This is a genomic window from Streptomyces sp. NPDC096339 (assembly GCF_044762985.1).
Taxonomy (GTDB): domain Bacteria; phylum Actinomycetota; class Actinomycetes; order Streptomycetales; family Streptomycetaceae; genus Streptomyces.
Map to the genome: position 1 here is coordinate 1 of NZ_JBIWFI010000062.1, position 23,733 is coordinate 23,733.

18 protein-coding genes and 1 pseudogene are annotated in these 23,733 nt (G+C 71.9%); 9 read left to right on the forward strand and 10 right to left on the reverse strand.

The window, feature by feature from the left end; all coding sequences use genetic code 11:
• Positions 1-274: 274 nt before the first annotated feature.
• Complete coding sequence (locus tag ACIQ5Y_RS38960; RefSeq protein ID WP_403892006.1) at positions 275-1,174, reverse strand: LysR family transcriptional regulator; 900 nt, start codon at positions 1,172-1,174, stop codon at positions 275-277.
• Between the two features lie 82 nt (positions 1,175-1,256).
• Here ACIQ5Y_RS38960 and ACIQ5Y_RS38965 point away from each other — a divergent pair, with 82 nt between their 5' ends.
• Positions 1,257-2,207 carry an EamA family transporter gene (locus ACIQ5Y_RS38965; RefSeq protein WP_403892010.1) on the forward strand — a complete coding sequence of 317 codons (951 nt, stop codon included), beginning with the start codon at positions 1,257-1,259 and terminating at the stop codon, positions 2,205-2,207.
• Here the strand turns inward: ACIQ5Y_RS38965 and ACIQ5Y_RS38970 are convergent.
• Positions 2,113-2,610, reverse strand: a pseudogene (locus ACIQ5Y_RS38970) (GNAT family N-acetyltransferase); the annotation flags it as partial. The gene ACIQ5Y_RS38965 and the pseudogene ACIQ5Y_RS38970 sit on opposite strands and share 95 nt — an antisense overlap.
• Positions 2,611-2,664: 54 nt before the next feature.
• Entirely contained in the window at positions 2,665-3,162 is a 498-nt protein-coding gene (locus ACIQ5Y_RS38975; RefSeq protein ID WP_403892013.1) for a DUF937 domain-containing protein, read from the reverse strand.
• Positions 3,163-3,419: 257 nt separating this feature from the next.
• On the opposite strand from ACIQ5Y_RS38975, the gene ACIQ5Y_RS38980 reads away from it, so the two are divergent.
• Together ACIQ5Y_RS38980 and ACIQ5Y_RS38985 are read left to right on the forward strand one after the other, a co-directional pair.
• A complete protein-coding gene (locus ACIQ5Y_RS38980; RefSeq protein WP_403892016.1) occupies positions 3,420-5,666 on the forward strand; it encodes an ATP-dependent RecD-like DNA helicase in 2,247 nt (748 codons plus the stop codon).
• Between the two features lie 182 nt (positions 5,667-5,848).
• A complete protein-coding gene (locus ACIQ5Y_RS38985) occupies positions 5,849-7,138 on the forward strand; it encodes a citrate synthase (protein ID WP_403892019.1) in 1,290 nt (429 codons plus the stop codon).
• A gap of 344 nt (positions 7,139-7,482) precedes the next feature.
• Here the strand turns inward: ACIQ5Y_RS38985 and ACIQ5Y_RS38990 are convergent, their stop codons facing one another.
• Both ACIQ5Y_RS38990 and ACIQ5Y_RS38995 read right to left on the reverse strand, forming a co-directional pair.
• Positions 7,483-9,732: a heavy metal translocating P-type ATPase gene (locus ACIQ5Y_RS38990; RefSeq protein WP_403892022.1), complete on the reverse strand. Its 2,250-nt coding sequence runs from the start codon at positions 9,730-9,732 to the stop codon at positions 7,483-7,485.
• A 92-nt stretch (positions 9,733-9,824) separates the two neighbouring features.
• Positions 9,825-10,058 (reverse strand): heavy-metal-associated domain-containing protein, encoded by a 234-nt coding sequence (locus tag ACIQ5Y_RS38995; protein ID WP_403892025.1) that lies wholly within the window; start codon positions 10,056-10,058, stop codon positions 9,825-9,827.
• A 159-nt stretch (positions 10,059-10,217) separates the two neighbouring features.
• On the opposite strand from ACIQ5Y_RS38995, the gene ACIQ5Y_RS39000 reads away from it, so the two are divergent.
• Entirely contained in the window at positions 10,218-11,453 is a 1,236-nt protein-coding gene (locus tag ACIQ5Y_RS39000; protein WP_403892028.1) for a cation:proton antiporter, read from the forward strand.
• On the opposite strand, the gene ACIQ5Y_RS39005 is transcribed toward ACIQ5Y_RS39000, so the two are convergent.
• On the reverse strand, positions 11,431-12,117 hold the full coding sequence (locus tag ACIQ5Y_RS39005; RefSeq protein ID WP_403892031.1) for a TetR/AcrR family transcriptional regulator: 687 nt from the start codon (positions 12,115-12,117) through the stop codon (positions 11,431-11,433). The two genes, ACIQ5Y_RS39000 and ACIQ5Y_RS39005, sit on opposite strands and share 23 nt — an antisense overlap.
• 131 nt (positions 12,118-12,248) lie before the next feature.
• Here ACIQ5Y_RS39005 and ACIQ5Y_RS39010 point away from each other — a divergent pair, with 131 nt between their 5' ends.
• Positions 12,249-14,510: an MMPL family transporter gene (locus ACIQ5Y_RS39010; protein WP_403892034.1), complete on the forward strand. Its 2,262-nt coding sequence runs from the start codon at positions 12,249-12,251 to the stop codon at positions 14,508-14,510.
• A gap of 74 nt (positions 14,511-14,584) precedes the next feature.
• Here ACIQ5Y_RS39010 and ACIQ5Y_RS39015 read toward each other — a convergent pair whose 3' ends face one another.
• The 3 genes from ACIQ5Y_RS39015 to ACIQ5Y_RS39025 form a co-directional block, all read right to left on the reverse strand.
• Positions 14,585-14,785, reverse strand: a complete 201-nt coding sequence (locus tag ACIQ5Y_RS39015) for a MerR family transcriptional regulator (RefSeq protein ID WP_365171386.1) — start codon at positions 14,783-14,785, stop codon at positions 14,585-14,587.
• A gap of 251 nt (positions 14,786-15,036) precedes the next feature.
• A complete protein-coding gene (locus ACIQ5Y_RS39020; protein WP_403892037.1) occupies positions 15,037-16,050 on the reverse strand; it encodes a Gfo/Idh/MocA family protein in 1,014 nt (337 codons plus the stop codon).
• A gap of 19 nt (positions 16,051-16,069) precedes the next feature.
• Positions 16,070-16,984 carry a sugar phosphate isomerase/epimerase family protein gene (locus tag ACIQ5Y_RS39025; RefSeq protein ID WP_403892040.1) on the reverse strand — a complete coding sequence of 305 codons (915 nt, stop codon included), beginning with the start codon at positions 16,982-16,984 and terminating at the stop codon, positions 16,070-16,072.
• A 40-nt stretch (positions 16,985-17,024) separates the two neighbouring features.
• Here ACIQ5Y_RS39025 and iolC point away from each other — a divergent pair, with 40 nt between their 5' ends.
• Genes iolC through ACIQ5Y_RS39045 form a run of 4 tightly spaced genes read left to right on the forward strand, consistent with a single transcriptional unit; the run spans position 17,025 to position 22,452 of the window.
• Entirely contained in the window at positions 17,025-17,990 is a 966-nt protein-coding gene (iolC, locus tag ACIQ5Y_RS39030; protein ID WP_403892043.1) for a 5-dehydro-2-deoxygluconokinase, read from the forward strand.
• A gap of 7 nt (positions 17,991-17,997) precedes the next feature.
• A complete protein-coding gene (iolB, locus tag ACIQ5Y_RS39035) occupies positions 17,998-19,068 on the forward strand; it encodes a 5-deoxy-glucuronate isomerase (protein WP_403892055.1) in 1,071 nt (356 codons plus the stop codon).
• Complete coding sequence (gene iolD / locus ACIQ5Y_RS39040) at positions 19,065-20,939, forward strand: 3D-(3,5/4)-trihydroxycyclohexane-1,2-dione acylhydrolase (decyclizing) (protein ID WP_403892046.1); 1,875 nt, start codon at positions 19,065-19,067, stop codon at positions 20,937-20,939. Before iolB ends, iolD begins: the two co-directional genes overlap by 4 nt.
• 13 nt (positions 20,940-20,952) lie before the next feature.
• Positions 20,953-22,452 (forward strand): CoA-acylating methylmalonate-semialdehyde dehydrogenase, encoded by a 1,500-nt coding sequence (locus ACIQ5Y_RS39045; RefSeq protein WP_403892049.1) that lies wholly within the window; start codon positions 20,953-20,955, stop codon positions 22,450-22,452.
• 89 nt (positions 22,453-22,541) lie between these two features.
• Here ACIQ5Y_RS39045 and ACIQ5Y_RS39050 read toward each other — a convergent pair whose 3' ends face one another.
• The gene (locus ACIQ5Y_RS39050) at positions 22,542-23,570 is read right to left on the reverse strand and encodes a WxL protein peptidoglycan domain-containing protein (RefSeq protein ID WP_403892052.1); all 1,029 of its coding nucleotides are present in this window, start codon (positions 23,568-23,570) and stop codon (positions 22,542-22,544) included.
• Positions 23,571-23,733 lie beyond the last annotated feature (163 nt).

The window sequence follows — 23,733 nt, forward strand, 5'->3', positions numbered from 1 at the left end:
GGGCCGTCGGGGCCGGGCGCGCGCGCCGGGGCACCTCCTCGGGCGTCGAACGTGCGGAGGCAGCGGACATGTACGACGTGGTTGCGTTCGACGCCCTGCGGGGGCGCCCCGCCGCGCACCCGACCCCGCCGGCGCGGGAGCGCGGGGCTGCGGGGGCGCCCCGCCGCACACCCGACCCCGACGGCGCGGGGGCGCCCCGCCGCACGCCCGACCCCGACGGCGCGGGAGTGCGGGGACACCCGGCGGGACGGGGCGCGGGGGACGGCCCGGTGGGTCAGGGCGGGGGCCAGTGGGACTGGAGGGTGCGGACGGTTTCCGTGATGGCGGGGCGGCGGGCCGCACCGGTGCGCCAGAGGGCGTAGAGACGGCGTACGGGCCCCGGTTCCAGCGGGACGGCCACCGCGCCCGGCGGGAGCCGGCCGGTGCCCAGGCGGGGGACCACGGCCACGCCGAGCCCGGCCGCGACCAGCGCGACGATGGTGTGGTTCTCCTCGGCTACGTGCGCGATGTCCGGCTCGAACCCGGCCGTGCGCAGGGTCCGCACCAGCCAGTCGTGGCAGACTCGGCCCGGCGGCTGGCAGATCCACCGCTCGCCGCCGAGGTCGCCGCGGCGGATGGTCCGGCGGGTGGTGAAGGGGTGGCCGGCCGGGACGATCAGGTCGCAGGGGTCATCGCCGATGACCGCCTGGTCGATGCCTTCGGGGGCGGGGAGGGGGGCGATGTCCCAGTCGTGGGCCACCGCCAGGTCGGTGACGCCGCGGGCCACCAGGTCCACCGAGAGGTGCGGGTCGACCTCGGTGAGGCGGACGTCCAGGGCGGCATGGCGGCGCGCCAGGTCGGCCAGTACGGCCGGCATCAGACCGCGGGCCGCCGAGGCGAAGGCGGCCACCGTCAGCAGACCGCTCGGCAGGCCGCGGCGCTCCTCCAGGGTGGTTTCGGCGCGCTCCACGATGGCCAGCAACTCCTGGGCGGTGGCGGCCAGATGCCGGGCCTCCTCGGTCAGCGCGACCCCTCGGCCGCGCCGTTCCAGGAGGGTGGTGCGGGTCTCCCGTTCCAGCTTCGCGATCTGTTGGGAGACGGCGGAGGGGGTGTAGCCGAGGGCGGCCGCCGCGCCCGCGACCGAGCCGTGGACGGAGACGGCGTGCAGGGCGCGCATTCGGGCGAGATCGAGCATGCCTCAATCGTAAGCATTGCTTCATCCGTAGGGGTAGATACTCGTGCTGGTGCTTCATCGTGGGGGCGGGGATGCTCGTTGCATGCGTCCCGTACACACCGCACTCGCCGTGCTCGTCGCCGCCCTGTGGGGCTTCAACTTCGTCGTCATCGAGATCGGGCTCGGTCACTTCCCGCCGCTGTTGTTGTCGGCCCTGCGCTTCCTCGTCGCCGCCCTGCCCGCCGTGTTCTTCGTCGGGCGGCCCAAGGTCGCCTGGAAGTGGATCATCGGGGTCGGAGTGGCCCTGGGGGTCGCCAAGTTCGGCCTGCTCTTCACCGGGATGGCGGCCGGGATGCCGGCCGGGTTGTCCTCGCTGGTGCTGCAGATCCAGGCCGTTTTCACCGCTGTCTTCGCCGCGGTCTTCCTGCGGGAGCGGCCCGGGTGGGTGCGGGTGTCGGGGATGGGGGTCGCGTTGTCCGGGATCGCGGTGGCCGCCGTGGACGGGGGCGCGGGCGGGCCGGTGCTCGGCTTCGGGCTGGTGGTGGCGGCCGCCGTGTGCTGGGGCGTTTCCAATGTGCTGACGCGCAAGGCCTCGCCGCCCGACGCGCTGAACTTCATGGTGTGGGTCTGCACGGTGCCGGTGCTGCCGCTGTTCGTGCTGTCGCTGCTGTTCGAGGGGCCCGAGCGGGACATGGCCGCGCTGCGCGGGCTGGACTGGTCCGGGGTGGGCGTCATCGGGTACGTGGCGTGGGTGTCGACCGTGTTCGGGTTCGGGGCCTGGGGGTATCTGCTGCGCCGCTACCCGGCTTCGGCGGTGGCGCCGTTCTCGCTGCTGGTGCCGGTGTTCGGGATGTCGTCGGCGGCCCTGGTGCTGGGGGAGTCCGTTTCCGGGCTGCGGTGGGTGGCGGCGGTGCTGCTGGTGGGCGGGGTCGCCCTGACCTCGCGGGCGCCCGCGCGGCTCAGTGGGGGCGGCTCTCCTGGAGCGGGAGCCGCCAGTCCTGGCCCGTCAGGCTCACTCCGTACGAGCGGTGCGGGCGCTCCGCGATCAGCGTGAAGCCCGCCCGCAGGTAGAGCTCGCGGGCGTCGTCAAGCACGTCGTTGGTCCACAGGACGAGTTCGCGGTAGCCGACCGAGCGGGCGAAGTCGATCACCGCGGAGACCAGGGACGTGCCGATGCCGTGGCCGCGCCCCTCCGGGTCGACGAGGAGGAGCCGCAGCCGGGCGGTGCCGGGGGTGCTCTCCTCCCGTACGCACATCACGGAGCCGACGGGCCGGCCGTCCAGTTCGGCGATCCACACCCGCTCCAGGTAGGGGTCGTGGTCCTGGGCGAAGTCCGCGACGATCCGGGCGACCAGGCCCTCGAACTCGCTGTTCCAGCCGTACTCGGCCGCGTACAGCGCGCCGTGGCGCTGCACGATCCAGCCCAGGTCTCCCGGTTCGGGGCTTCGCAGCCGCACGTTGTCAGCCATGGGACCGATTTTATGGTCGCGGGCCGCCGAACGGGTGGGTTCCTACTTCTTGCCGCCGCCCAGGATCTGGCCCAGGAGGTCGCCGAGGCCGCCTTGCGAGGGGCCCGCGGCAGGGGCGCCCGCGCCCGTCTTGCCGGCGGCGGCGCGCTTGGCGAAGACCGCCAGCAGGACCGGGATCAGCATCTCGATGACCCGGGAGACGGTGGGCGCGGGGATGCCCGTCTTCTTCGAGACCGCGTTGGCCACGGGCTTGCTCGCCTTGGCCAGTACCCCGGCCATCATCCCACCGCCGAGCAGGCCGCCCAGGCCGCCGCCGAGCGTGGACACGCCCTGCAGCTGGGGCTCGGCCACCTCCGCGAAGGCCTGGCGGACCTCGTCGTCGTCGGCCTTCGCCTGGAGGCCTCCGGCCATCGCGTCCGCCGTGGTGGCGACGGCGTCGCGCGCTCCCGCGGTGTCGGTGCCGAGGAGCGAGGCGATCTCGTTCAGCCTGTCGTCACCGAGTTCGCCCAGCACGTCGTCCTGGAATGAAGGTTCGCTCATGTCCGGAACGCTACTTGCGTGTTGATTCGGCGGCATCTTGAGTAATGGGTTTGCAAAGCTGTGCATCCTGATGCAACCGCCGGTGGGTGTCGCGGGTCGTACGTTGCGTCGGTGCTTCCGGGGAGGGATCTGGGGGGATCGGGAAGCCCGACGCGGGAGGGGTAACCGTGAGGGGGTCCGGCCGGAAGGCAGGACCCCCTCAGTGCTGTTGTCCACAGGCCTGACGCGCTGTCGGCGCCGGGCGGTAGCTTCGGGGCATGGCAATGGACGGGGTCGTGCAACTGGCGGTGGTCGAGGGGGTGCTCGAGCGCATCACCTACGCCAATGAGGAGAACGGGTACACGGTCGCCCGGGTGGACACCGGCCGGGGCTCCGGGGACCTGCTGACGGTGGTCGGCTCGCTGCTGGGCGCGCAGCCCGGCGAGTCGCTGCGCATGGAGGGGCGCTGGGGCTCCCATCCGCAGTACGGCAAGCAGTTCACCGTGGAGAACTACAAGACCGTGCTCCCGGCGACGATCCAGGGCATCCGCCGCTATCTGGGCTCGGGGCTGATCAAGGGCATCGGGCCGAAGATCGCCGACCGGATCGTGGAGCACTTCGGCACCGACACCCTCGACGTCATCGAGGAGGAGCCGAAGCGGCTGATCGAGGTGCCCGGGCTCGGCCCCAAGCGCACGAAGCTGATCGGCGCCGCCTGGGAGGAGCAGAAGGCCATCAAGGAGGTCATGGTCTTCCTCCAGGGCGTCGGCGTCTCCACCTCCATCGCGGTGCGCATCTACAAGAAGTACGCCGACGCCTCGATCTCGGTGGTGAAGAACCAGCCCTACCGGCTCGCCGCCGACGTGTGGGGCATCGGTTTCCTCACCGCCGACCGCATCGCCCAGGCGGTCGGCATCCCGCACGACAGCCCCGAGCGGGTCAAGGCGGGGCTCCAGTACGCCCTGTCCCAGTCCACCGACCAGGGGCACTGCTTCCTGCCCGAGGACAGGCTCATCGCCGACGGGGTCAAGCTGCTGCAGGTGGACACGGGGTTGGTGATCGACTGCCTGGCGGAGCTCGCGGCCGATCCGGAAGGGGTCGTACGGGAACCGGTACCGGATCCGCAGGGCGGGCCGGATCCGCTGACCGCCGTGTACCTGGTGCCCTTCCACCGGGCCGAGCTGTCGCTGGTCGGGCAGGTGCGCCGGCTCCTGAACGCCGAGGACGACCGGATGCCCGCCTTCCAGGACGTGGACTGGGACAAGGCGCTGGGCTGGCTCGCCGGGCGGACCGGGGCCGACCTCGCGCCCGAGCAGCGGGAGGCGGTCAAGCTGGCGCTGACCCGGCGGGTCGCGGTGCTCACGGGCGGGCCGGGCTGCGGGAAGTCCTTCACCGTGCGCTCGATCGTGGAGCTGGCCCGGGCCAAGAAGGCCAAGGTGGTGCTGGCCGCGCCCACCGGCCGCGCGGCCAAGCGGCTGTCCGAGCTCACCGGGGCGGAGGCCTCCACGGTGCACCGGCTGTTGGAGCTCAAACCGGGCGGGGACGCGGCCTACGACCGGGACCGGCCGCTGGACGCGGACCTGGTCGTGGTGGACGAGGCCTCGATGCTCGACCTCCTGCTGGCCAACAAGCTGGTCAAGGCCGTGGCGCCGGGTGCGCACCTGCTGCTGGTGGGGGATGTGGACCAGTTGCCGTCCGTCGGTGCCGGGGAGGTGCTGCGGGACCTGCTGGCCGAGGGCGGCCCGGTGCCCGCGGTCCGGCTGACCCGGATCTTCCGCCAGGCCCAGCAGTCGGGGGTGGTCACCAACGCCCACCGGATCAACACCGGTGTGCCGCCGCTCACCGACGGGCTGCCGGACTTCTTCCTCTTCCCCGAGGAGGACACCGAGGCGGCGGGCGTGCTCGCCGTGGACGTGGCCGCCCGAAGGATTCCGGCCAGATTCGGGCTCGACCCCCGGCGGGACGTCCAGGTCCTCGCCCCCATGCACCGGGGCCCGGCCGGCGCCGGAAACCTCAACGGCCTGCTCCAGCAGGCCATGACGCCGGCCCGGCCGAACCTGCCCGAGAAGAGGTTCGGCGGCCGCGTCTTCCGCGTGGGCGACAAGGTCACCCAGATCCGGAACAACTACGAGAAGGGGGCCAATGGCGTCTTCAACGGCACGGTGGGCGTGGTCATCGGCCTGGACCTCGACGAACAGCGCCTGACGGTGCGGACGGAGGAGGACGAGGAGATCGGTTACGAGTTCGCGGAACTCGACGAGCTCGCCCACGCCTACGCCGTCACCATCCACCGTTCGCAGGGGAGTGAATATCCGGCGGTGGTGATCCCGGTCACCACCGGGGCCTGGATGATGCTCCAGCGAAATCTGCTCTACACGGCGGTCACCAGGGCGAAGAAACTGGTCGTCCTCGTCGGGTCCCGCAAGGCCCTCGCCCAGGCGGTGCGTACCGTTTCCGCAGGCAGGAGGTACACGTCCGTGGCGTCGAGGCTGTCCGGCCGGATACCGGTGGGAAACATCACCTAGATGATCGATCATTTGGGGTTCCGCCACTGGTGCGGAGGGGGCAGGATGAGCAGCTTGACGGCACTGAGTGCCGTCGGAAGTACCAAAGGCCGACCCCGAGTGCACTCTCCTGCGCCAAATGGGGGAAGGTAGAGGCAGTCAGGGCACCTCGAAGAAGAGGCACTACGTCGGTGAGGGATGACGTGAGCGACAACTCTGTAGTACTCCGGTACGCGGACGGTGAATACACCTACCCGGTGGTCGAGAGCACCGTCGGTGACCAGGGCTTCGACATCTCGAAGCTGCGGGCCCAGACCGGGCTCGTCACCTTGGACAGCGGCTACGGCAACACCGCGGCCTACAAGTCCGCGATTACCTACCTCGACGGCGAGCAGGGCATCCTGCGCTACCGCGGCTACCCGATCGAGCAGCTGGCCGAGCGCTCGACCTTCATCGAGGTCGCCTACCTGCTGATCAACGGTGAGCTGCCGACCGTCGATCAGCTCGCGTCGTTCCGCAACGAGATCACCCAGCACACGCTGCTGCACGAGGACGTCAAGCGCTTCTACGACGGCTTCCCGCGCGACGCGCACCCGATGGCGATGCTGTCCTCCGTCGTCAGCGCGCTGTCGACCTTCTACCAGGACAGCCACAACCCCTTCGACGAGAAGCAGCGCAACCTCTCGACGATCCGGCTGCTGGCCAAGCTCCCGACGATCGCCGCGTACGCGTACAAGAAGTCGGTCGGCCACCCGGTGGTCTACCCGCGCAACGACCTCGGCTACGTCGAGAACTTCCTGCGCATGACCTTCTCCGTGCCGGCCCAGGAGTACGACCTGGACCCGGTCGTGGTCTCCGCGCTCGACAAGCTGCTGATCCTGCACGCGGACCACGAGCAGAACTGCTCGACCTCCACCGTGCGCCTGGTCGGCTCCTCGCAGGCGAACATGTTCGCCTCGATCTCGGCCGGCATCTCCGCCCTGTGGGGCCCGCTGCACGGCGGCGCCAACCAGTCGGTGCTCGAGATGCTGGAAGGCATCAAGAACGAGGGCGGCGACGTCGACGCCTTCATCCGCAAGGTGAAGAACAAGGAAGACGGCGTCCGCCTCATGGGCTTCGGACACCGCGTCTACAAGAGCTTCGACCCCCGGGCGAAGATCATCAAGGCGGCGGCGCACGACGTCCTCTCCTCGCTCGGCAAGAGCGACGAGCTGCTCGACATCGCGCTGAAGCTGGAAGAGCACGCGCTGGCCGACGAGTACTTCGTCTCGCGCAACCTCTACCCGAACGTGGACTTCTACACCGGTCTGATCTACCGGGCCATGGGCTTCCCGACCGAGATGTTCACCGTGCTCTTCGCGCTCGGCCGACTGCCCGGCTGGATCGCCCAGTGGCAGGAAATGATCAAGGAGCCGGGTTCCCGCATCGGCCGCCCGCGCCAGATCTACACCGGCGAGGTCCTGCGCGACTTCGTGCCGGTAGAGGCCCGCTGACCCGAGGTCTTCCAGGCCCCCAAGGGCCCCTGGACGCACGAAAAGCGCCCCGCCGTCGATCCCCCCACGGGTCGACGGTCGGGGCGCTTTCCTTTTCCCCGGTACGGATTCCCCCCACGGGACCCGAGCCGGGGCGTCAGTGGTGCCGGGACCCGTTCAGCACGGGACGGCCGCTCAAGGCTTCCCGCGGCACGAATCCCGGCCGGCCGATACCCCTGGACGTCCCCCAAGACGTTCCTGGCATCGCCCCATTAGACCCACGACGACCCCGGATGGTTACGTTGCCGTCACTGTGATCTGCGTCTCCTGTGAAGGAACGGTGTGGGCGGTGGGGAGGCTGTCCACTACCGGAAGGAACGCAGCCGTAGGCTGTTGGTCACCACGAAGACCGAGGAGAAGGCCATCGCGGCCCCCGCGATCATCGGGTTGAGCAGTCCCGCGGCCGCCAGCGGCAGCGCCGCCACGTTGTACCCGAAGGCCCAGAACAGGTTCCCCTTGATGGTGCCCAGGGTCCGGCGCGACAGCCGGATCGCGTCCGCCGCCACCCGCAGGTCTCCCCGTACGAGGGTCAGGTCGCCGGCCTCGATGGCCGCGTCGGTGCCGGTGCCCATGGCCAGCCCCAGATCCGCCTGGGCCAGGGCGGCCGCGTCGTTGACCCCGTCGCCGACCATGGCGACCGTACGGCCCTCGGCCTGGAGCCGGCGTACGACGTCCACCTTGTCCTGCGGGAGCACCTCGGCGATCACCTCGTCGATGCCCACCTCGCGGGCCACCGTCTCGGCGACGGCCTTGTTGTCGCCGGTCAGCAGGACCGGGGTCAGGCCCAGCGCCCGCAGTCGCGAGACCGCCTCGGCGCTGGTCTCCTTGACGGCGTCGGCCACGGTCAGGACCCCGCGCGCCTCGCCGTCCCAGGCGACCAGCACGGCGGTGCCGCCCGCCGCCTCGGCGGCCGCCTTGGCCCCGGCGAGGTCCTCCGGCAGGGAGATGGACCAGTCGGCCAGCAGCCGCTCGCGGCCCACCAGGACCGCGTGCCCGTCCACCACGCCCTGCACGCCGAGGCCCGCCACGTTCTCGAAGCCCTCGGGGACCGGCAGGGAGCCCGCCCGCTCGGCCGCGCCGGTGGCGACGGCCCGGGCGATCGGGTGCTCGGAGGCGTGCTCCAGGGAGCCCGCGAGCCGCAGCAGCTCCTTCTCGTCCACGCCCAGGGCGGTGTGCACCTCGGCCAGCTTCATCCGGCCGGTGGTGACGGTCCCGGTCTTGTCCAGTACGACGGTGTCCACGCGGCGGGTGGACTCCAGCACCTCGGGGCCCTTGATCAGGATGCCGAGTTGCGCGCCCCGGCCGGTGCCGACCATCAGCGCGGTCGGGGTGGCCAGGCCGAGTGCGCAGGGGCAGGCGATGATCAGGACGGCCACGGCGGCGGAGAAGGCGGCGGTGGCCTCGCCCGTGATCAGCATCCAGGCGGCCCAGGTGCCCAGGGCCAGGACCAGCACGATCGGCACGAAGATCCCGGAGATCCGGTCCGCGAGGCGCTGCACCTCGGCCTTGCCGTTCTGCGCGTCCTCGACGAGCTTGGCCATCCGGGCGAGCTGGGTGTCGGCGCCGATCCGGGTGGCCTCGACGACCAGCCGCCCGGAGGCGTTGACGGTGGCGCCGGTGACGGAGTCCCCGACGGCGACCTCGACCGGAACCGACTCGCCGGTCAGCATGGAGGCGTCCACGGCCGAGCTGCCCTCGACGACCGTGCCGTCGGTGGCGATCTTCTCGCCGGGGCGGACGACGAACCGGTCGCCGACCACCAGCTCCGCCACGGGGATCCGCACCTCGGAGCCGCCGCGCAGCACGGCCACGTCCTTGGCGCCGAGCTCCAGCAGCGCCTTGAGGGCCGCGCCGGCCTTCCGCTTGGAGCGGGCCTCCAGGTAGCGGCCGAGCAGGATGAAGGAGACGACCCCCGCCGCGACCTCCAGGTAGATGGCCGAGGAGCCGTCCGTACGGGAGATCGTCAGGTCGAAGCCGTGGCGCATGCCGGGCATGCCCGCGTGGCCGAAGAACAGGGCCCACAGCGACCAGGCGAAGGCCGCCAGGGTGCCGACCGAGACCAGGGTGTCCATGGTGGCGGCGCCGTGCCGGGCGTTGGTCCAGGCGGCCTTGTGGAAGGGGTACGCGCCCCAGACCACGACGGGGGCGGCGAGCGTCAGGCAGAGCCACTGCCAGTTGTCGAACTGGAGGGCCGGGATCATGGAGAGCAGGACGACGGGCAGCGCGAGCGCGGCGGAGACGAGCAGCCGGTGGCGCAGGGCGGCGAGCTCGGGGTCGCGGGGGGCCTCGGCCTCCTCCTGCTCGGGGAGCGGCTCCGGCGGCGGGGGCTCCTCGGCGGTGTAGCCGGTCTTCACGACGGTGGCGATCAGGTCGGCGACCTGGACGTCACCGCGGTAGGAGACCTTCGCCTTCTCGGTGGCGAAGTTCACCGTGGCCTCGACGCCGTCCATCCGGTTGAGCTTCTTCTCGATCCGGGCCGCGCAGGAGGCGCAGGTCATCCCGCCGATCGAGAGTTCCACCGCCGCTATGGGCCCGTCGTGCACTGTGCTGCTCATGTTCCGGCTCCAGGGGGAGGGCCGGGCCGTACGGAACCAGTATGAGCTGGACGGTACGGCCCGGCGGAAATCTGCGGGGTCCTGCGGTCGCCTCAGGCCTGGCCGACGAGCTCGTAGCCGGCCTCGTCGATCGCGGCGCGGACGTCCTCCTCGGCGAGCGGGGCGTCGGAGACCACGGTGACCTCGCCGGTCGCGGCGACGGCCTTGACCGAGCTGACGCCGGGCAGGGCGCTGAGCTCGTTGGTCACCGAGCCCTCGCAGTGCCCGCAGCTCATGCCGGTCACGCGGTAGACGGTGGTGGTCCGGGTGTCCGTCTCGGCGGTCATGTCGTTCTCCTCTTCGGGGCGTACGTGTCCGGTCGCCGGAGGCGATGGATCCCTCCACCGTCCTCCCGACACTTCGAGACTATACCCCTGGGGGGTATAAAGCGAGCCCCGCGCCTTCAAAACTGGCCGGTATGCGGGAACTGTACGTAAATGGCCGTTATGGATCAGCCCGGAAGTCTCGTCCTCATCATGGCCGTCGCCGTGCTCGCCCCCCTGCTGGCCTACGGAGTCTCGCGATGGCTGGCCGTACCGCTGGTGATCTTCGAGATCCTGCTGGGGATCCTGATCGGCCCCGACGTCCTCGGGTGGGCGCACACCGGCGGGGTGATCGACGTACTGAGCAACCTCGGCCTCGCCATGCTGATCTTCCTGGCCGGCTACGAGCTCGAATTCGACCGGGTCAAGGGGGACACCCTCAAGCGGTCGGCGTGGGCCTGGCTCATCTCCCTCGTGCTGGGCCTGGGCGTCGGGATCCTGCTCGCCCACGGCGGCGGCTTCGACAAGGGCGTCTACGTCGGCACCGCGCTCACCAGCACCGCGCTGGGCACGATCCTGCCCGTGCTGAGGGACGCCGGGGACCTCCAGAGCCGGTTCGGCTCCGTGATGATGGCGATGGGCACCATCGGCGAGTTCGGGCCGATCATCGCCATGGCCGTGCTGCTCAGCGGCCGTTCCCCGGCGCGGTCGGCGGTGCTGCTCGCGGCCTTCGCGGTGCTGACGGCGGCGGCCGTGTTCTGGGCGCTGCGCCCCAAGCCGCCCTGGTTCAGCACGGTCATCGCCAAGACCCTGCACAGCAGTGCGCAGTTCGCGGTGCGGCTGGTCGTCCTGCTCCTGGTGTCGATGCTGGCGCTGGCCCAGGTGCTCGGCCTCGACATCCTGCTCGGGGCCTTCGCGGCCGGCCTCGTCACCCGGCTCGTGCTGCACGGGGCCGCGCCGGAGAGCAGTGCGACCGTGCTGTCGAAGGTGGAGGCCATGGGCTTCGGCTTCCTGGTGCCGGTGTTCTTCGTGGTCACCGGGATCGAGTTCGACCTGAAGGCGCTGCTCGCGGGCGGCCGGGAGCTCCTGCTGCTGCCGCTGTTCCTGCTGCTGTTCCTGGTGGTGCGCGGGCTGCCGATCCGGCTGCTGGCCCCCGGGGACCTGCGCGGGAGCGACCGTTCGGCGCTGGTGCTGTTCGGGTCCACGGCGCTGCCGCTGGTGGTCGCGATCACCACCCTCGGGGTGGAGGACGGGAAGGTGACTCCGGGCGAGGCGGCCGCGCTGGTGGGGGCGGGGATGTTGTCGGTGCTGGTGTTCCCGCTGGTGGGGTTGAGGCTGCGGGACCGGAACCGGTCGGCGGGGGAGCGCAGCGCGGAGGCGCCGCGCGGGGAGCGGGTCAGCGGGAGCGAGTCGTGGTGACGATCGGCTCCAGGTAGCGCAGCAGGACGGTCTTCAGCTCGGCGACGTACGCGTCGCGCTGGGCGCCCTCGTGGGCCAGGATCAGGTCCAGGGACGCCTTGAAGATGCCGAGGACCATGTTCGCGATGTGGTCGAGCTCGGCCGGCGGGACCTCGGGTGCGAGGGAGTGCAGGGCGCTGCGGACCTGAGCGGTCATGTTGGTGTGGAGTTCTTCGTGCTCCTTGTCGATGCCCCCCGGGACCCCGGAGCCGTGCATGAGGGCCCAGAAGGCCGGGTTCTCGCAGTTGAAGGCGATCAGCGGGTCCAGGACGGCGTCCAGCGCCTCGGGCAGCGGAAGGCCGAGGTTCTGGGGCAGGAAGGCCTGGCCGTGGGTCTCCCGGGCGTGGAGGAGGAGCCGGCCGCCGAGCTCGATCGCGATGGCCTCCTTGTTCGGGAAGAACTGGTAGAGCGTGCCCGGCGACACGCCGGCCTCCCGGGCGATGGCGTTGGTGCTGGCCGCCGCGTAGCCGGTACGGCAGAACACCCCGGCGGCGGCGGCCAGGAGCTGGGCGATCCGGCGCTCGCCCCGTGCCTGGCGGCGGCGCGGCGCGGTGGTCCCGTCGGCCTCGGCGGTCTCGCCGGCTGTCTGGATTTCGGTCGTTTTGTCCCTGGAGGTCCTCGGCATGTCCAATCCCCTGCTTCCCGTGGGTGATTGACAAACGCGAGCGGCCGCTCGCATTCTGAGGAAACGCGAGCGACTGCTCGTGTTTGCCAGTCTATTAGGCCTGGCAATCACGGTGAAGGGGACACCGAGTCATGCCCGAAGTCAAGAATCCACCGTTGCCCGGGGAGAGCGGCAGGTGGATCCGGTTCGTCACGGCCCGACCGCGGCTCTCGCTGCTCCTCGCCCTGCTGGTCACCGTCCTGGCCGTGGTCGCGGGCGGCGGCGTCGCCGAGCGGATGAGCAGTGGCGGATGGGAGGACCCGGCCGCCCAGTCCACCTACGCCGCCGCGGCCCTGGAACGCGAGTTCCCGGCCTCGCAACCCAATCTGCTGCTGCTCGTGGACGCGGGGCCGGGTGCCGGGGCCGCCGGGGTGGACGACCCCGCGGTCGCCGCCGAGGCGGAGCGGCTGACGGCCCGGCTCGCCTCGGAAGAGGGGGTCGTCGGCGTCGGATCGTACTGGCGCACCCGGCTGCCCGCACTGCGCTCCGAGGACGGCCGCCAGGCCCTGATCGCCGCCAGGGTGCCGGGCGACCAGAAGACCGCCACCGAGGTGCTGGACCGGATCTCCCCCCACTACCGGGGCGAACACGGGCCGGTGCGGGTCTCCCTGGGCGGACCCGTCGCGGTCCAGCGCGAGGTGACCACGACCATCCAGGAAGACCTCCTGCGTGCCGAGCTGATCGCCCTGCCGGTCACCCTCGTCCTGCTCGTGCTCGTCTTCGGCAGCGCCGTCGCGGCCCTGCTGCCGCTCGGCGTCGGCATCATGGCCATTCTCGGCACCAACGCGGTGCTGCGCGGGCTCACCGAGTTCACCGAGGTCTCGGTCTTCGCCCAGAACCTGACCACCGCGCTCGGCCTCGGACTCGCCATCGACTACGCCCTGTTCATCGTCCGCAGGTTCCGTGAGGAGCTCGCGGCCGGACAGGACCCGGCCGGCGCGGTCGGGACCACCCTGCGCACCGCCGGGCGCACCGTGCTCTTCTCCGCGCTGACCGTCGCGGTGGCCCTCTCGGCCATGGCCTTCTTCCCGATGTCCTTCCTGCGCTCCTTCGCCTACGCCGGTGTCGCGGTGGTTCTCCTCGCGGCAGCGGCCGCACTGCTCCTGCTGCCGGCGGCCCTGATCCTGCTCGGCGAGCGGGTCAACTCCTTCGACCTGCGCCGACTGTGGCGGCGCAGGCGCGCAGCCGGTGCCGCGCCCGACGCCGCGGCGGAGACGGGCCGGGGCTGGGGGCGGGCGGCCCTTCTGGTGATGCGCAGGGCCCCGCTGTTCGCGGCGGCCACCACGGCGGGACTGCTGCTCCTCGGGCTTCCCTTCCTCGGAGTGAAGTTCGGCAGCGTGGACGACAGGCAGCTGCCCAAGACCGCGGAATCGCACGTGGTCCAGCAGCAGATCCGGGACGCCTTCCCGGGCAGCCCCGGCGGCGGTCTCACCGTGCTCGCCGAGGGAGCCTCCGGCCCCGCCGAGCTCGCCGCCTACAAGGACCGGGTGGCACTTCTGCCCGGCGTGGTCCGCATCGACGGGCCGATGGCCACCGGCCCCGAGGCGCGGTACGCGCACTTCTCCGTCATCGCCGAGGGTGAGGGAGCCAGCCCGCAGGCCCAGGACCTGGTCGGCGAGGTGCGGAAGGTCGATGCCGGCTTCCGGACCTCCGTGGCGGGCCAGGCGGCGAGGCTCGTCGACACCAAGCAGGCCATTGCGGACGCCCTGCCCACCGCCCTGGCCCTGGTGGCGCTGGCCACCCTGCTGCTCGTCTTCCTGCTCACCGGAAGCCTGCTGATACCGCTCCAGGCGGTGCTGCTCAACGCCCTCAGTCTGACCGCGATGTTCGGAGCGGTGGTGTGGGTCTTCCAGGAGGGCAACCTCTCCGGACTGCTCTCCTTCACCTCCACCGGGGACATCGAGACCACGCTGCCGGTCCTCATGTTCTGCATCGCCTTCGGACTGTCCATGGACTACGGGGTGTTCCTCATATCCCGGATCAAGGAGGAGTACGACCGGACCGGGGACCACGAGGGCGCCGTGCGGACCGGGCTGGCACGCACCGGCGGGCTGATCACCGCGGCGGCCCTGATCCTGGCCGTGGTGATGGTGGCCATCGGCACCTCGCGGGTGACCAACACCAAGATGCTGGGGCTCGGAATCGCGCTGGCGGTCCTGATGGACGCCATGGTCGTGCGCAGCCTCCTGGTGCCGGCGGTCATGAAGCTGACCGGCAAGGCCACCTGGTGGGCTCCGGGCCCGCTGCGCAGGTTGCACGAGAGGTTCGGACTGAGCGAAGGGGAGTCCGTCGGGGCGCCCGTGGAGCCGGAGGCGCGGCCGGAGCGGGAGAAGGTCCCCGTCGGGACGGCCTGATCCCGGGTGCGGATCGGCTGCGGATCGGCTGCGGGACGGGGGTGGTCGGTCCCCGTCCCGCAGCCGCGTACGGGTCAGTCCCCGCCGCGACCCCGGTTGCCGGGGCGCCGGGCCACCCAGGCGCGGACCGTGTCGGCGTACCAGTAGGGCTTGCCGCCTTCCACATGGTCGGGCGGGGGGAGAAGTCCGTGCTTGCGGTAGGAGCGCACCGTGTCCGGCTGGACCCGGATGTGGGCGGCGATCTCCTTGTACGACCACAACTGTCGGTCGCTCATGCCAAAGACACCTCCTTGTCCACGCCGCGGGGCCGGCCGGGAGGCCGTCGGGGAGCCGGCGCGTGGACACTGCCGATCACTCGCGTTGTGCCCGGGGAACGACGCGAGGCGAGGGCGGGGGAGGGGCTGTCGAACCCCTGTGACGGAAAACCCGCGTAATGCGGATATGGGTGACACGACGGAGACGCCTGTGACAGATGCGGCACAGGGGTGGAAAAGGGGGTCGAAGGGGTCGGAGGGGTGCGGCGGGGTCAGTGGTACAGGGGTGGGCGTTCCGCCAGCTCCACGGGGGTGCGTACGCCGGTTCGGGCGGCCGTGATGCCCGCCTCCGAGACGGCCGCCGCCGCGTAGCCGTCCCAGGCGTCGGGTCCCGCCACCCCGCCGCGCGCCGCCGCGGCCACCCAGCGGCGCAGCTGGCGGTCGTAGGCATCGGCGAAGCGCACCGTGAAGTCCTGGTCGATCTCCCCGCCCCAGCGGCCCGCCGACTGCACCACCATCGCGTGGCCGTCACCGATCCGGGCACTGCCCGACTCGCCCACCGCCTCACACTGCACCTGGTAGCCGAAACCGCAGTTCACGAAGATCTCCACGTCGACGACGGCCCCGCCGGAGGTCTCCAGCAGCACCAGCCGGGGATCGCGCAGCCCCTCCGGGGCCGCCGCCGTGGGCCGCGGGGAGACCACGGTGACCGCCGTGATCTCCTGCCCCAGCAGCCAGCGGGCCGCGTCCACCTCATGCACCACGGAATCGCTGATCAGCATGGAGCTGGTGAAGAACGACGGCGAGGCGGCGTTGCGGTGCCGGCAGTGCAGGAACAGCGGCCGCCCGATCCCGCCCGCGTCCAGCAGCTCCTTCAGCCGCTCGTACTCGGCGTCGAACCGCCGCATGAAACCCACCTGCACCAGGCGCCGCCCCAGCCGCTGCTCCGCCGCCATGATCCGCAGCGCCCCCGCCGGATCCGGGGTCAGCGGCTTCTCGCACAGCACCGGCAGCCCCCGGTCCAGGGCGTGCAGGACCGCCTCCTCGTGGGCGGGTCCCGGGGAGGCGATCAGTACCGCCCGGACACCGGGTGCGGCTATCGCGGCCGCCGGGTCGGTGTGCGCGCTCGCCCCGTCCAGGGCGCCCGCGACCTCCTTGACCCGGTCCCCGTCGGGATCGGCCACGGCCACCACACGGGCCCCGCCGACGCTCCGCCCGATCCGGCGGACGTGGTCGGCCCCCATCTTGCCCGTACCGATGACGGCGATGCCGAGCGTGCTGCTCATGGTCGTCTCCTCCGGGGAGTCAGCGGGCGCCGCAGGAGCGCAGGTAGTCGCGGGTGCGGCGGGCGATCGGCAACGGCCGGTCGGGCGGGCAGGGGTACATGTCCTGCTCGACGATCGCGAAGAGGTCCACGCCGAGCCGCTGGGCGGCGGCGAGCACCGGCTCCAGCGCCGGCACGCCCGAAGGCGGCTCGCACATCACCCCGCGGCCCACGGCCGGCCCGAAGGGCAGCTCCTGCGCGACGACTTCGGCGAGGATCCGCGGGTCCACCTGCTTGAGGTGGAGGTAGCCGATGCGCTCGGCGAAGGTCTCGATGGCCCGGACGCTGTCGCCGCCGCAGTACGCGTAGTGCCCCGTGTCCAGGCAGAGTGAGACCAGCGCGGGGTCGGTGGCGTCGAGGAAACGCGCCACGTTCCCCGGGGTGTCGATGTGGGTGTCCGCGTGCGGATGGACCACGATCCGCAGCCCGTACCGGTCCTGGACCTCCTTGCCCAGGCGCTCGGTCTGCGAGGCCAGTTCACGCCACTGGGAGGGGGTGAGGGTGCGGTCCTCCAGCACCTCGCCGGTCTTGTCGTCCCGCCAGAAGGAGGGGATCACGACGAGGTGCGCCGCGCCCATGGCCCGGGTCAGCTCCGCGATCCGCGACACGTGCTCCCAGGTGTCCTCCCACACGGCGGGACCGTGATGGAGTCCGGTGAAGACGGTGCCGGCCGAGACCCGCAGCCCGCGCTTGGCGGTCTCCTCGGCGAGCAGGTCGGGATCGGTGGGCAGATATCCGTACGGGCCGAGCTCGATCCACTCGTACCCGGCGTCCGCGACCTCGTCGAGGAAGCGCTCCCAAGGGGTCTGCCGGGGGTCGTCGGGAAACCAGACACCCCAGGAGTCCGGAGCCGAACCGACACGGATACGGGTCAACGCGGGCGGGGAGGACGTCATGACGGGCACCTTAGATGGAGGACGAGAGGGAGGACTGGCAGTGACCGGAAGTGGCGATCCGTTGGAGTTCGACCTGATCACGATGGGCCGGATCGGGGTGGATCTCTACCCGTTGGCGACCGGGGTATCACTGGCCGAGGCCGAGACCTTCGGCAAGTTCCTGGGCGGCTCCCCGGCCAACGTCGCCGTCGCGGCGGCCAGGCTGGGGCGGCGGACCGCACTGATCAGCCGCACCGGGGCCGATCCCTTCGGCGGGTATCTCCGGTCGGAGCTCAAGGGGTTCGGGGTGGACGGCCGGTGGGTGACGGAGGTCGCGGGGCTGCCGACGCCGATCACCTTCTGCGAGATGTTCCCGCCGGATTCCTTTCCGCTCTACTTCTACCGGCTGCCGAAGGCACCCGATCTGGAGATCGAGCCGGCGGAGGTGGACCTGGCGGCGGTGCGGGCCGCGAAGGTGTTCTGGATGACGGGGACGGGACTGAGCGAAGAGCCCTCGCGGGCGGCGACGCTGGCCGCGCTGGAATCCCGTGGGGGGTCGGGGACGACGGTGTTCGACCTGGACTGGCGGCCGATGCTGTGGCGGGAGAAGCCCGAGCCGTACTACGAGCGTGCGCTGGCGGGGGCGACGGTGGCCGTCGGGAACCCCGAGGAGTGCGAGATCGCCACGGGACGGTCCGATCCGTACGCGGCTGCGGCGGCCCTGCTGGAGGCCGGGGTGGAACTGGCCGTCGTGAAACGCGGAGCGGAGGGCGTGCTGGCGGTCCACCGCGACGGGACGGTGGCGGAGGTCCCGCCGGTGCGGGTGGCGGTGGTGAACGGGCTGGGCGCGGGGGACGCGTTCGGCGGGGCGCTGTGCCACGGGCTGCTGGCGGGGTGGCCGCTGGAGGCGGTGGTGCGGTACGCGAACGCGGCGGGGGCGATCGTCGCCTCGCGGCTGGCGTGTTCCTCCGCGATGCCGTTCTCGTACGAGGTGGAGGAGGTGCTGGGGCGTGCCGGTGGTTGCTGAGTGGGGGATGGAGTGGACGAGGCTGCTCGTGCTCGTGTTGGAGCCGGGGGAGGTGTACCGGTTCGATTCGGGGGAGTGCGAGTGGATCGTGCTGCCGTTGTCGGGTGGGTGCGAGGTCCGCTGCGCGGAGCCGTCCCCTACCCGCCCTTCCTCCGTTCCCCGGGGCTCCGCCGCCCCGGACCCCGCGCCTCAAACGCCGGCGGGGCTCGAAGGTCGGGGCTCCGCCCCGGACCCCGCGCCTCAAGCGCCGGCGGGGCTGGATGTTCCGCCGGAAGGGCTGGATCTTTCAGCCCGTCCGGCGTTTGAGGACCGGGGGTCCGGGGGCGGAGCCCACGGTTTCGGGAAGGGGCGGGGTGGGGGAAGCCCCGCAGGGCCCGACACCCCACTGACCGCGTTCCAACTGCACGGGCGGGGCGGGGTGTTCGAGGGGGTCAGTGACTTCGCGTACGTACCCCGGGACAGCAGCGTCCAGATCGAGGCGGCAGGAGGAGGGCGGTTCGCGCTCGCCGGGGCGCGGTGCGAGCGGAGGCATCCCGCCCGGTACGGATCCGCGGCCGGGGTCCCCGTGGAGCTGCGCGGGGCCGGGCAGTGTTCTCGGCAGGTCCACAACTTCGGGGCCGCCGGCGTGTTCCCCGCGGACCGGCTCATCGCCGTCGAGGTGCTCACCCCCGGCGGGAACTGGTCCTCGTACCCGCCCCACAAGCACGACACGCACGCCCCCGGCGAGGAGTCCCGCCTGGAGGAGATCTACTACTTCGAGATCGCGCCCCACGGGGAGACGCCCGGGGTCGGGTACCAGCGCGTCACACCGTCTCCCGCGGGGAAGACCGACATCCTGGCGGAAGTCGGGAGCGGTGACGCGGTGCTGATCCCCGACGGCTGGCACGGGCCGTCCATCGCCGCGCCCGGGCACGACATGTACTACCTGAACGTGATGGCCGGGCCGCCCGGCGAGCCCCGGGAGTGGCTGATCCGGGACCACCCCGAGCACGCCTGGATCCGCGGCAGCTGGGACGGGCAGGAGATCGACCCCAGGCTGCCCTTTCACCGAGGCCGAGCGGAGGACGAAGCGCGATGAGGCTCACCGTCGCACAGGCGCTCGTACGGTTCCTGAGCAGGCAGTACACCGAGCGCGACGGGCGCCGGCACCGGCTGATCGCCGCCACCTGGGGGATCTTCGGGCACGGGAACGTCGCCGGGATCGGGCAGGCGCTGCTGGAGACGGGCGCGGAGGACATGCCCTTCTTCCAGGGGCGCAACGAGCAGGCCATGGTGCACGCGGCCGTCGGATACGCCCGGCAGTGCGGACGGCTGTCCGCGCACGCCGTGACCACTTCCATCGGGCCCGGCGCCACCAACCTCGTCACCGGCGCGGCCGGAGCGACGATCAACCGGATCCCGGTGCTCCTGCTGCCCGGGGACACCTTCGCGACCCGGCCCGCCGATCCCGTGCTGCAGCAGATGGAGGTGCAGGAGGCGGGGGATGTCTCCGTCAACGACACCCTGCGGCCGGTCTCCCGCCACTTCGACCGGATCACCCGCCCCGAGGCGCTGGTCCCGGCCGCCCTCCAGGCCATGCGGGTGCTCACCGACCCCGTGCGAACCGGCGCCGTCACCCTCGCGCTGCCGCAGGACGTGCAGGCCGAGGCGTACGACTGGCCCGAGGAGTTCTTCGCCGAGCGGGTGTGGGGCGTACGCAGGCCCCGGCCCGACCGCGCCGAGCTCGCCGAGGCCGCCGCCGCCGTACGGGGTGCCGCGCGGCCCCTGATCGTCGCGGGCGGCGGGATCCGGCACAGCGCGGCCGGGGCCGCGCTGGCGGAGTTCGCCGAGGCCACCGGGATCCCCGTGGCCACGACCCAGGCGGGCAAGGGCGTGCTCCCCCACGACCACCCGGCCGAGGTCGGCGGGATCGGGCACACGGGCACGGCCACCGCCGCCGCGCTGGCCCGGGAGGCCGACCTGGTGATCGCCGCCGGGACCAGGCTGACGGACTTCACCACCGCCTCCGCGACCCTGTTCCGGAACCCGGCCGTGCGGTTCGTCGGCCTGAACCTCGATCCGTACGACGCCCACAAACTCGCCGCCCTCCCGCTGGTCGCCGATGCCCGCGAAGCACTCGGCGAACTCCGCCAGGCGGTGGCCGGGTACCGGGTGGATCCCGCGTACACGGCCTCGTACGGGGAGGGGAAGCGGGAGTGGGAGCGGCGGGTCGACGCCGCCTGGAGCGTCGGGGAGGGAGGCGAGGATCTGCCGCCCACGCAGGCCCAGGTCCTTGGGCTGCTCGACTCGCTGGTGGACGCGAGCGACATCCTCGTCAATGCCGCCGGCTCGCTCCCCGGGGACCTGCACAAGCTGTGGCGGGCCCGCTCGGGCGACCAGTACCACCTGGAGTACGGCTACTCCTGCATGGGCTACGAGATCCCGGCCGCGATCGGGGTGGCGCTGGCCGCGCCCGGGCGCCCGGTGTGGGCGCTGGTCGGCGACGGGACGTACCTGATGAACCCGACCGAGATCGTCACGGCCGTGCAGGAGGGGATCCCGATCAAGGTGGTCGTCCTCGACAACCACGGGTACGCCTCGATCGGGGGGCTTTCGGGGGCCGTGGGCGGCGAGGGGTTCGCCACCGGGTACCGCTTCCGGGCGCCCGACGGCTCGTACACCGGCGACCCCCTTCCGGTGGACCTCGCGGCGAACGCGGCCTCCCTCGGGATGGCCGTGATACGCGCCCGTACCGTGCGTGACCTGCGGGAAGCCCTGGCCGAGGCGCGCTCGGCAACATGTCCCACATGTGTCTACGTACAGACCCGAACGCCCGACACTGTGTCGGGCCCGCCCCCCGCACAGGCGTGGTGGGATGTTCCTGTGGCCGAGACCGCGAAGCGCAAAGCGGCGGCCCAGGCCCGTGAAGAGTACGACCGGCAAGCCGCTCAGCGACGTCGCCATCTGTGAAGGAGCAAGGCACATGAAGACCGTCAACCACTGGATCGGTGGCAAGACCGTCGAGGGCGCTTCGGGCAACTACGGCCCGGTCACCGACCCGGCCACCGGCGAGGTCACCACGCAGGTCGCGCTCGCCTCGGCCGAAGAGGTCGACGCGGCGGTGCGGATCGCCAAGGAGGCGTACTTGAGCTGGGGCCAGTCCTCGCTGGCCGCCCGCACCAAGGTGCTCTTCGCCTACCGCGCCCTGCTGGACGCCAACCGCGACGCCATCGCCGAGCTGATCACCGCCGAGCACGGCAAGGTCCACTCGGACGCGCTCGGCGAGGTCGCCCGCGGCCTGGAGATCGTCGAGCTGGCCTGCGGGATCACCACGCAGCTCAAGGGCGAGCTGTCGACGTCGGTGTCCAACCGCGTGGACGTCTCCGCCATCCGCCAGCCGCTGGGCGTCGTCGCGGGCATCACCCCCTTCAACTTCCCGGCGATGGTCCCGATGTGGATGTTCCCGCTGGCCGTGGCCTGCGGAAACACCTTCATCCTCAAGCCGAGCGAGAAGGACCCGTCGGCCGCGAACAAGCTGGCCGAGCTGGCCACCGAGGCCGGTCTGCCGGCGGGCGTGCTGAACGTCGTCCACGGTGACAAGGTCGCCGTCGACGCGCTGCTGTCCCACCCCGACATCGCGGCCGTCTCCTTCGTGGGCTCGACCCCGATCGCCCGCCACATCCACACCACGGCCTCCGCCAACGGCAAGCGCGTCCAGGCCCTGGGCGGCGCCAAGAACCACATGCTGGTGCTGCCGGACGCCGACCTGGACGCGGCCGCCGACGCGGCGGTCTCCGCGGCGTACGGCTCCGCGGGCGAGCGCTGCATGGCGATCTCCGCGGTCGTGGCCGTCGGCTCCATCGCCGACGAGCTGGTCGACAAGATCCGCGAGCGCGCCGAGAAGATCAAGATCGGTCCCGGCAACGACCCGACCTCCGAGATGGGCCCGCTGATCACGGCCGCCCACCGCGACAAGGTCGCCTCGTACGTCAAGGGCGCGGCCGACCAGGGCGCCGACGTGGTCCTGGACGGCACCGGCTACACGGTGGACGGCTTCGAGAACGGCCACTGGATCGGCCTGTCGCTGCTCGACAACGTGAAGACCGACTCCGACGCCTACCGCGACGAGATCTTCGGCCCGGTGCTGTGCGTGCTGCGCGCGGAGACCTACGAGGAGGGCGTGGCGCTCATCAACGCCTCGCCGTTCGGCAACGGCACCGCGATCTTCACCCGTGACGGCGGCGCCGCCCGCCGCTTCCAGCTGGAGATCGAGGCGGGCATGGTCGGCGTCAACGTGCCGATCCCGGTGCCGGTGGGCTACCACTCCTTCGGTGGCTGGAAGGACTCGCTCTTCGGCGACCACCACATCTACGGCAACGACGGCATCCACTTCTACACCCGCGGCAAGGTCGTCACGACCCGCTGGCCGGACCCGTCCGAGGGCCACATCGGCGTGGACCTGGGCTTCCCCCGCAACCACTGACCGACCGGGCGGCGCGCCGCCCGCAGGACCGCTCGCCCCCCGCAACCCTCACCGCGGGGGGCGAGTCCGTTCGTACCGGGACCGGGGGGTCAGTACGAGTGGGTCAGGTCCCGTTCGGAATCCCGCTGTTCCTCGTGTGCCGGGCGGCGGCGCCGGCGCAGGACCAGGAAGGTCGTCAGGGCGCCGGCGAGTACGAGGAGCGACCCGACGGCGGGCCAGGGGACGGCCACGAAGTCCGTCTCGGAGGCGGAGACCAGCTCGGGGTGGGCCGTCGCCCCGGCGGTGATCCTGACGGTCACCCAGTCCGACTGGGGGGCGTCGGGCCACGGTTCGGTGAGCTCGATCCGCTGGCCGGGGAGCAGCGCCAGCTTCAGCTCCCGGGCCGGCCGGTCCAGCACCTTCCGCCCGAACAGGCCCTCGGCGGACACCGTCACCTTGGGGTCGACGACCACGTTGCCCCGGTTGACCAGCGTGTACGTGATGGTGGCGCGGGCGTCCTTGACCCAGGGCAGCAGCGGCGCCGACCGGTCGACCTTCACGTCCTCCACGCTGAGCCCGGGAGTCAGCGGCCCCGGCACCCGGAAGTACAGCCGGGCGCCCACCGAACGCTTCACGCCGACCTGGACCTTGCCCTCCTGCTGTATGCCCTCCACGGCGGTGTTGAGGGCGACGATCCCGCCCACGTGGTCGCCGGGCGTCGCGTCCGCCGGGACCTTCACGGTGAACGGCAGGTCCTTGCGGCCCTTGGCCGGCACGGTGACGGTGGAGGCCGTCTCGGGAGGCAGCGCGATCCACGCGCCGACGTCCTTCGGCTTCGTCTCCACGGGCAGCAGCGCGAAGGCGCCGCCCGAGGGGGTGTTGACGGCGTCGGTGGCGAAGATCTGGAACGTCAGCTCCTTGTCGGAGGAGTTCAGGATCGTGACGCTGTCGTCGACGGTGGTCCCGGCCTGGCCCTGGTGGAAGAAGTAGGCGCGGTCGGTCATCGCCGCACCGGCCGCGGGCGTGGGGAAGACCCCCCAGGTGCCGTTGTCGGCCGCGGTCGCGGTGGCGGCCGGGAGCAGCCCCACGCCCAGCAGCAGGCCGATGAGCAGACCGTACAGAGAGGTGCGGGTGCGCATGGGAGGTTCTCCAGTCGGCGCGGAAAGAGGGAAAGGGGTGGTGGGGGGGGGGGGGGCCCCCCCCCCCCCGGGCCCCGGGGCCCCCCCCCGCGCCCGGGCGGGGGGGGGGGGGGGGGGTGGGCGCGGGAGAAAGGGTACACCACACCGGCGGTGTTGGGGGACC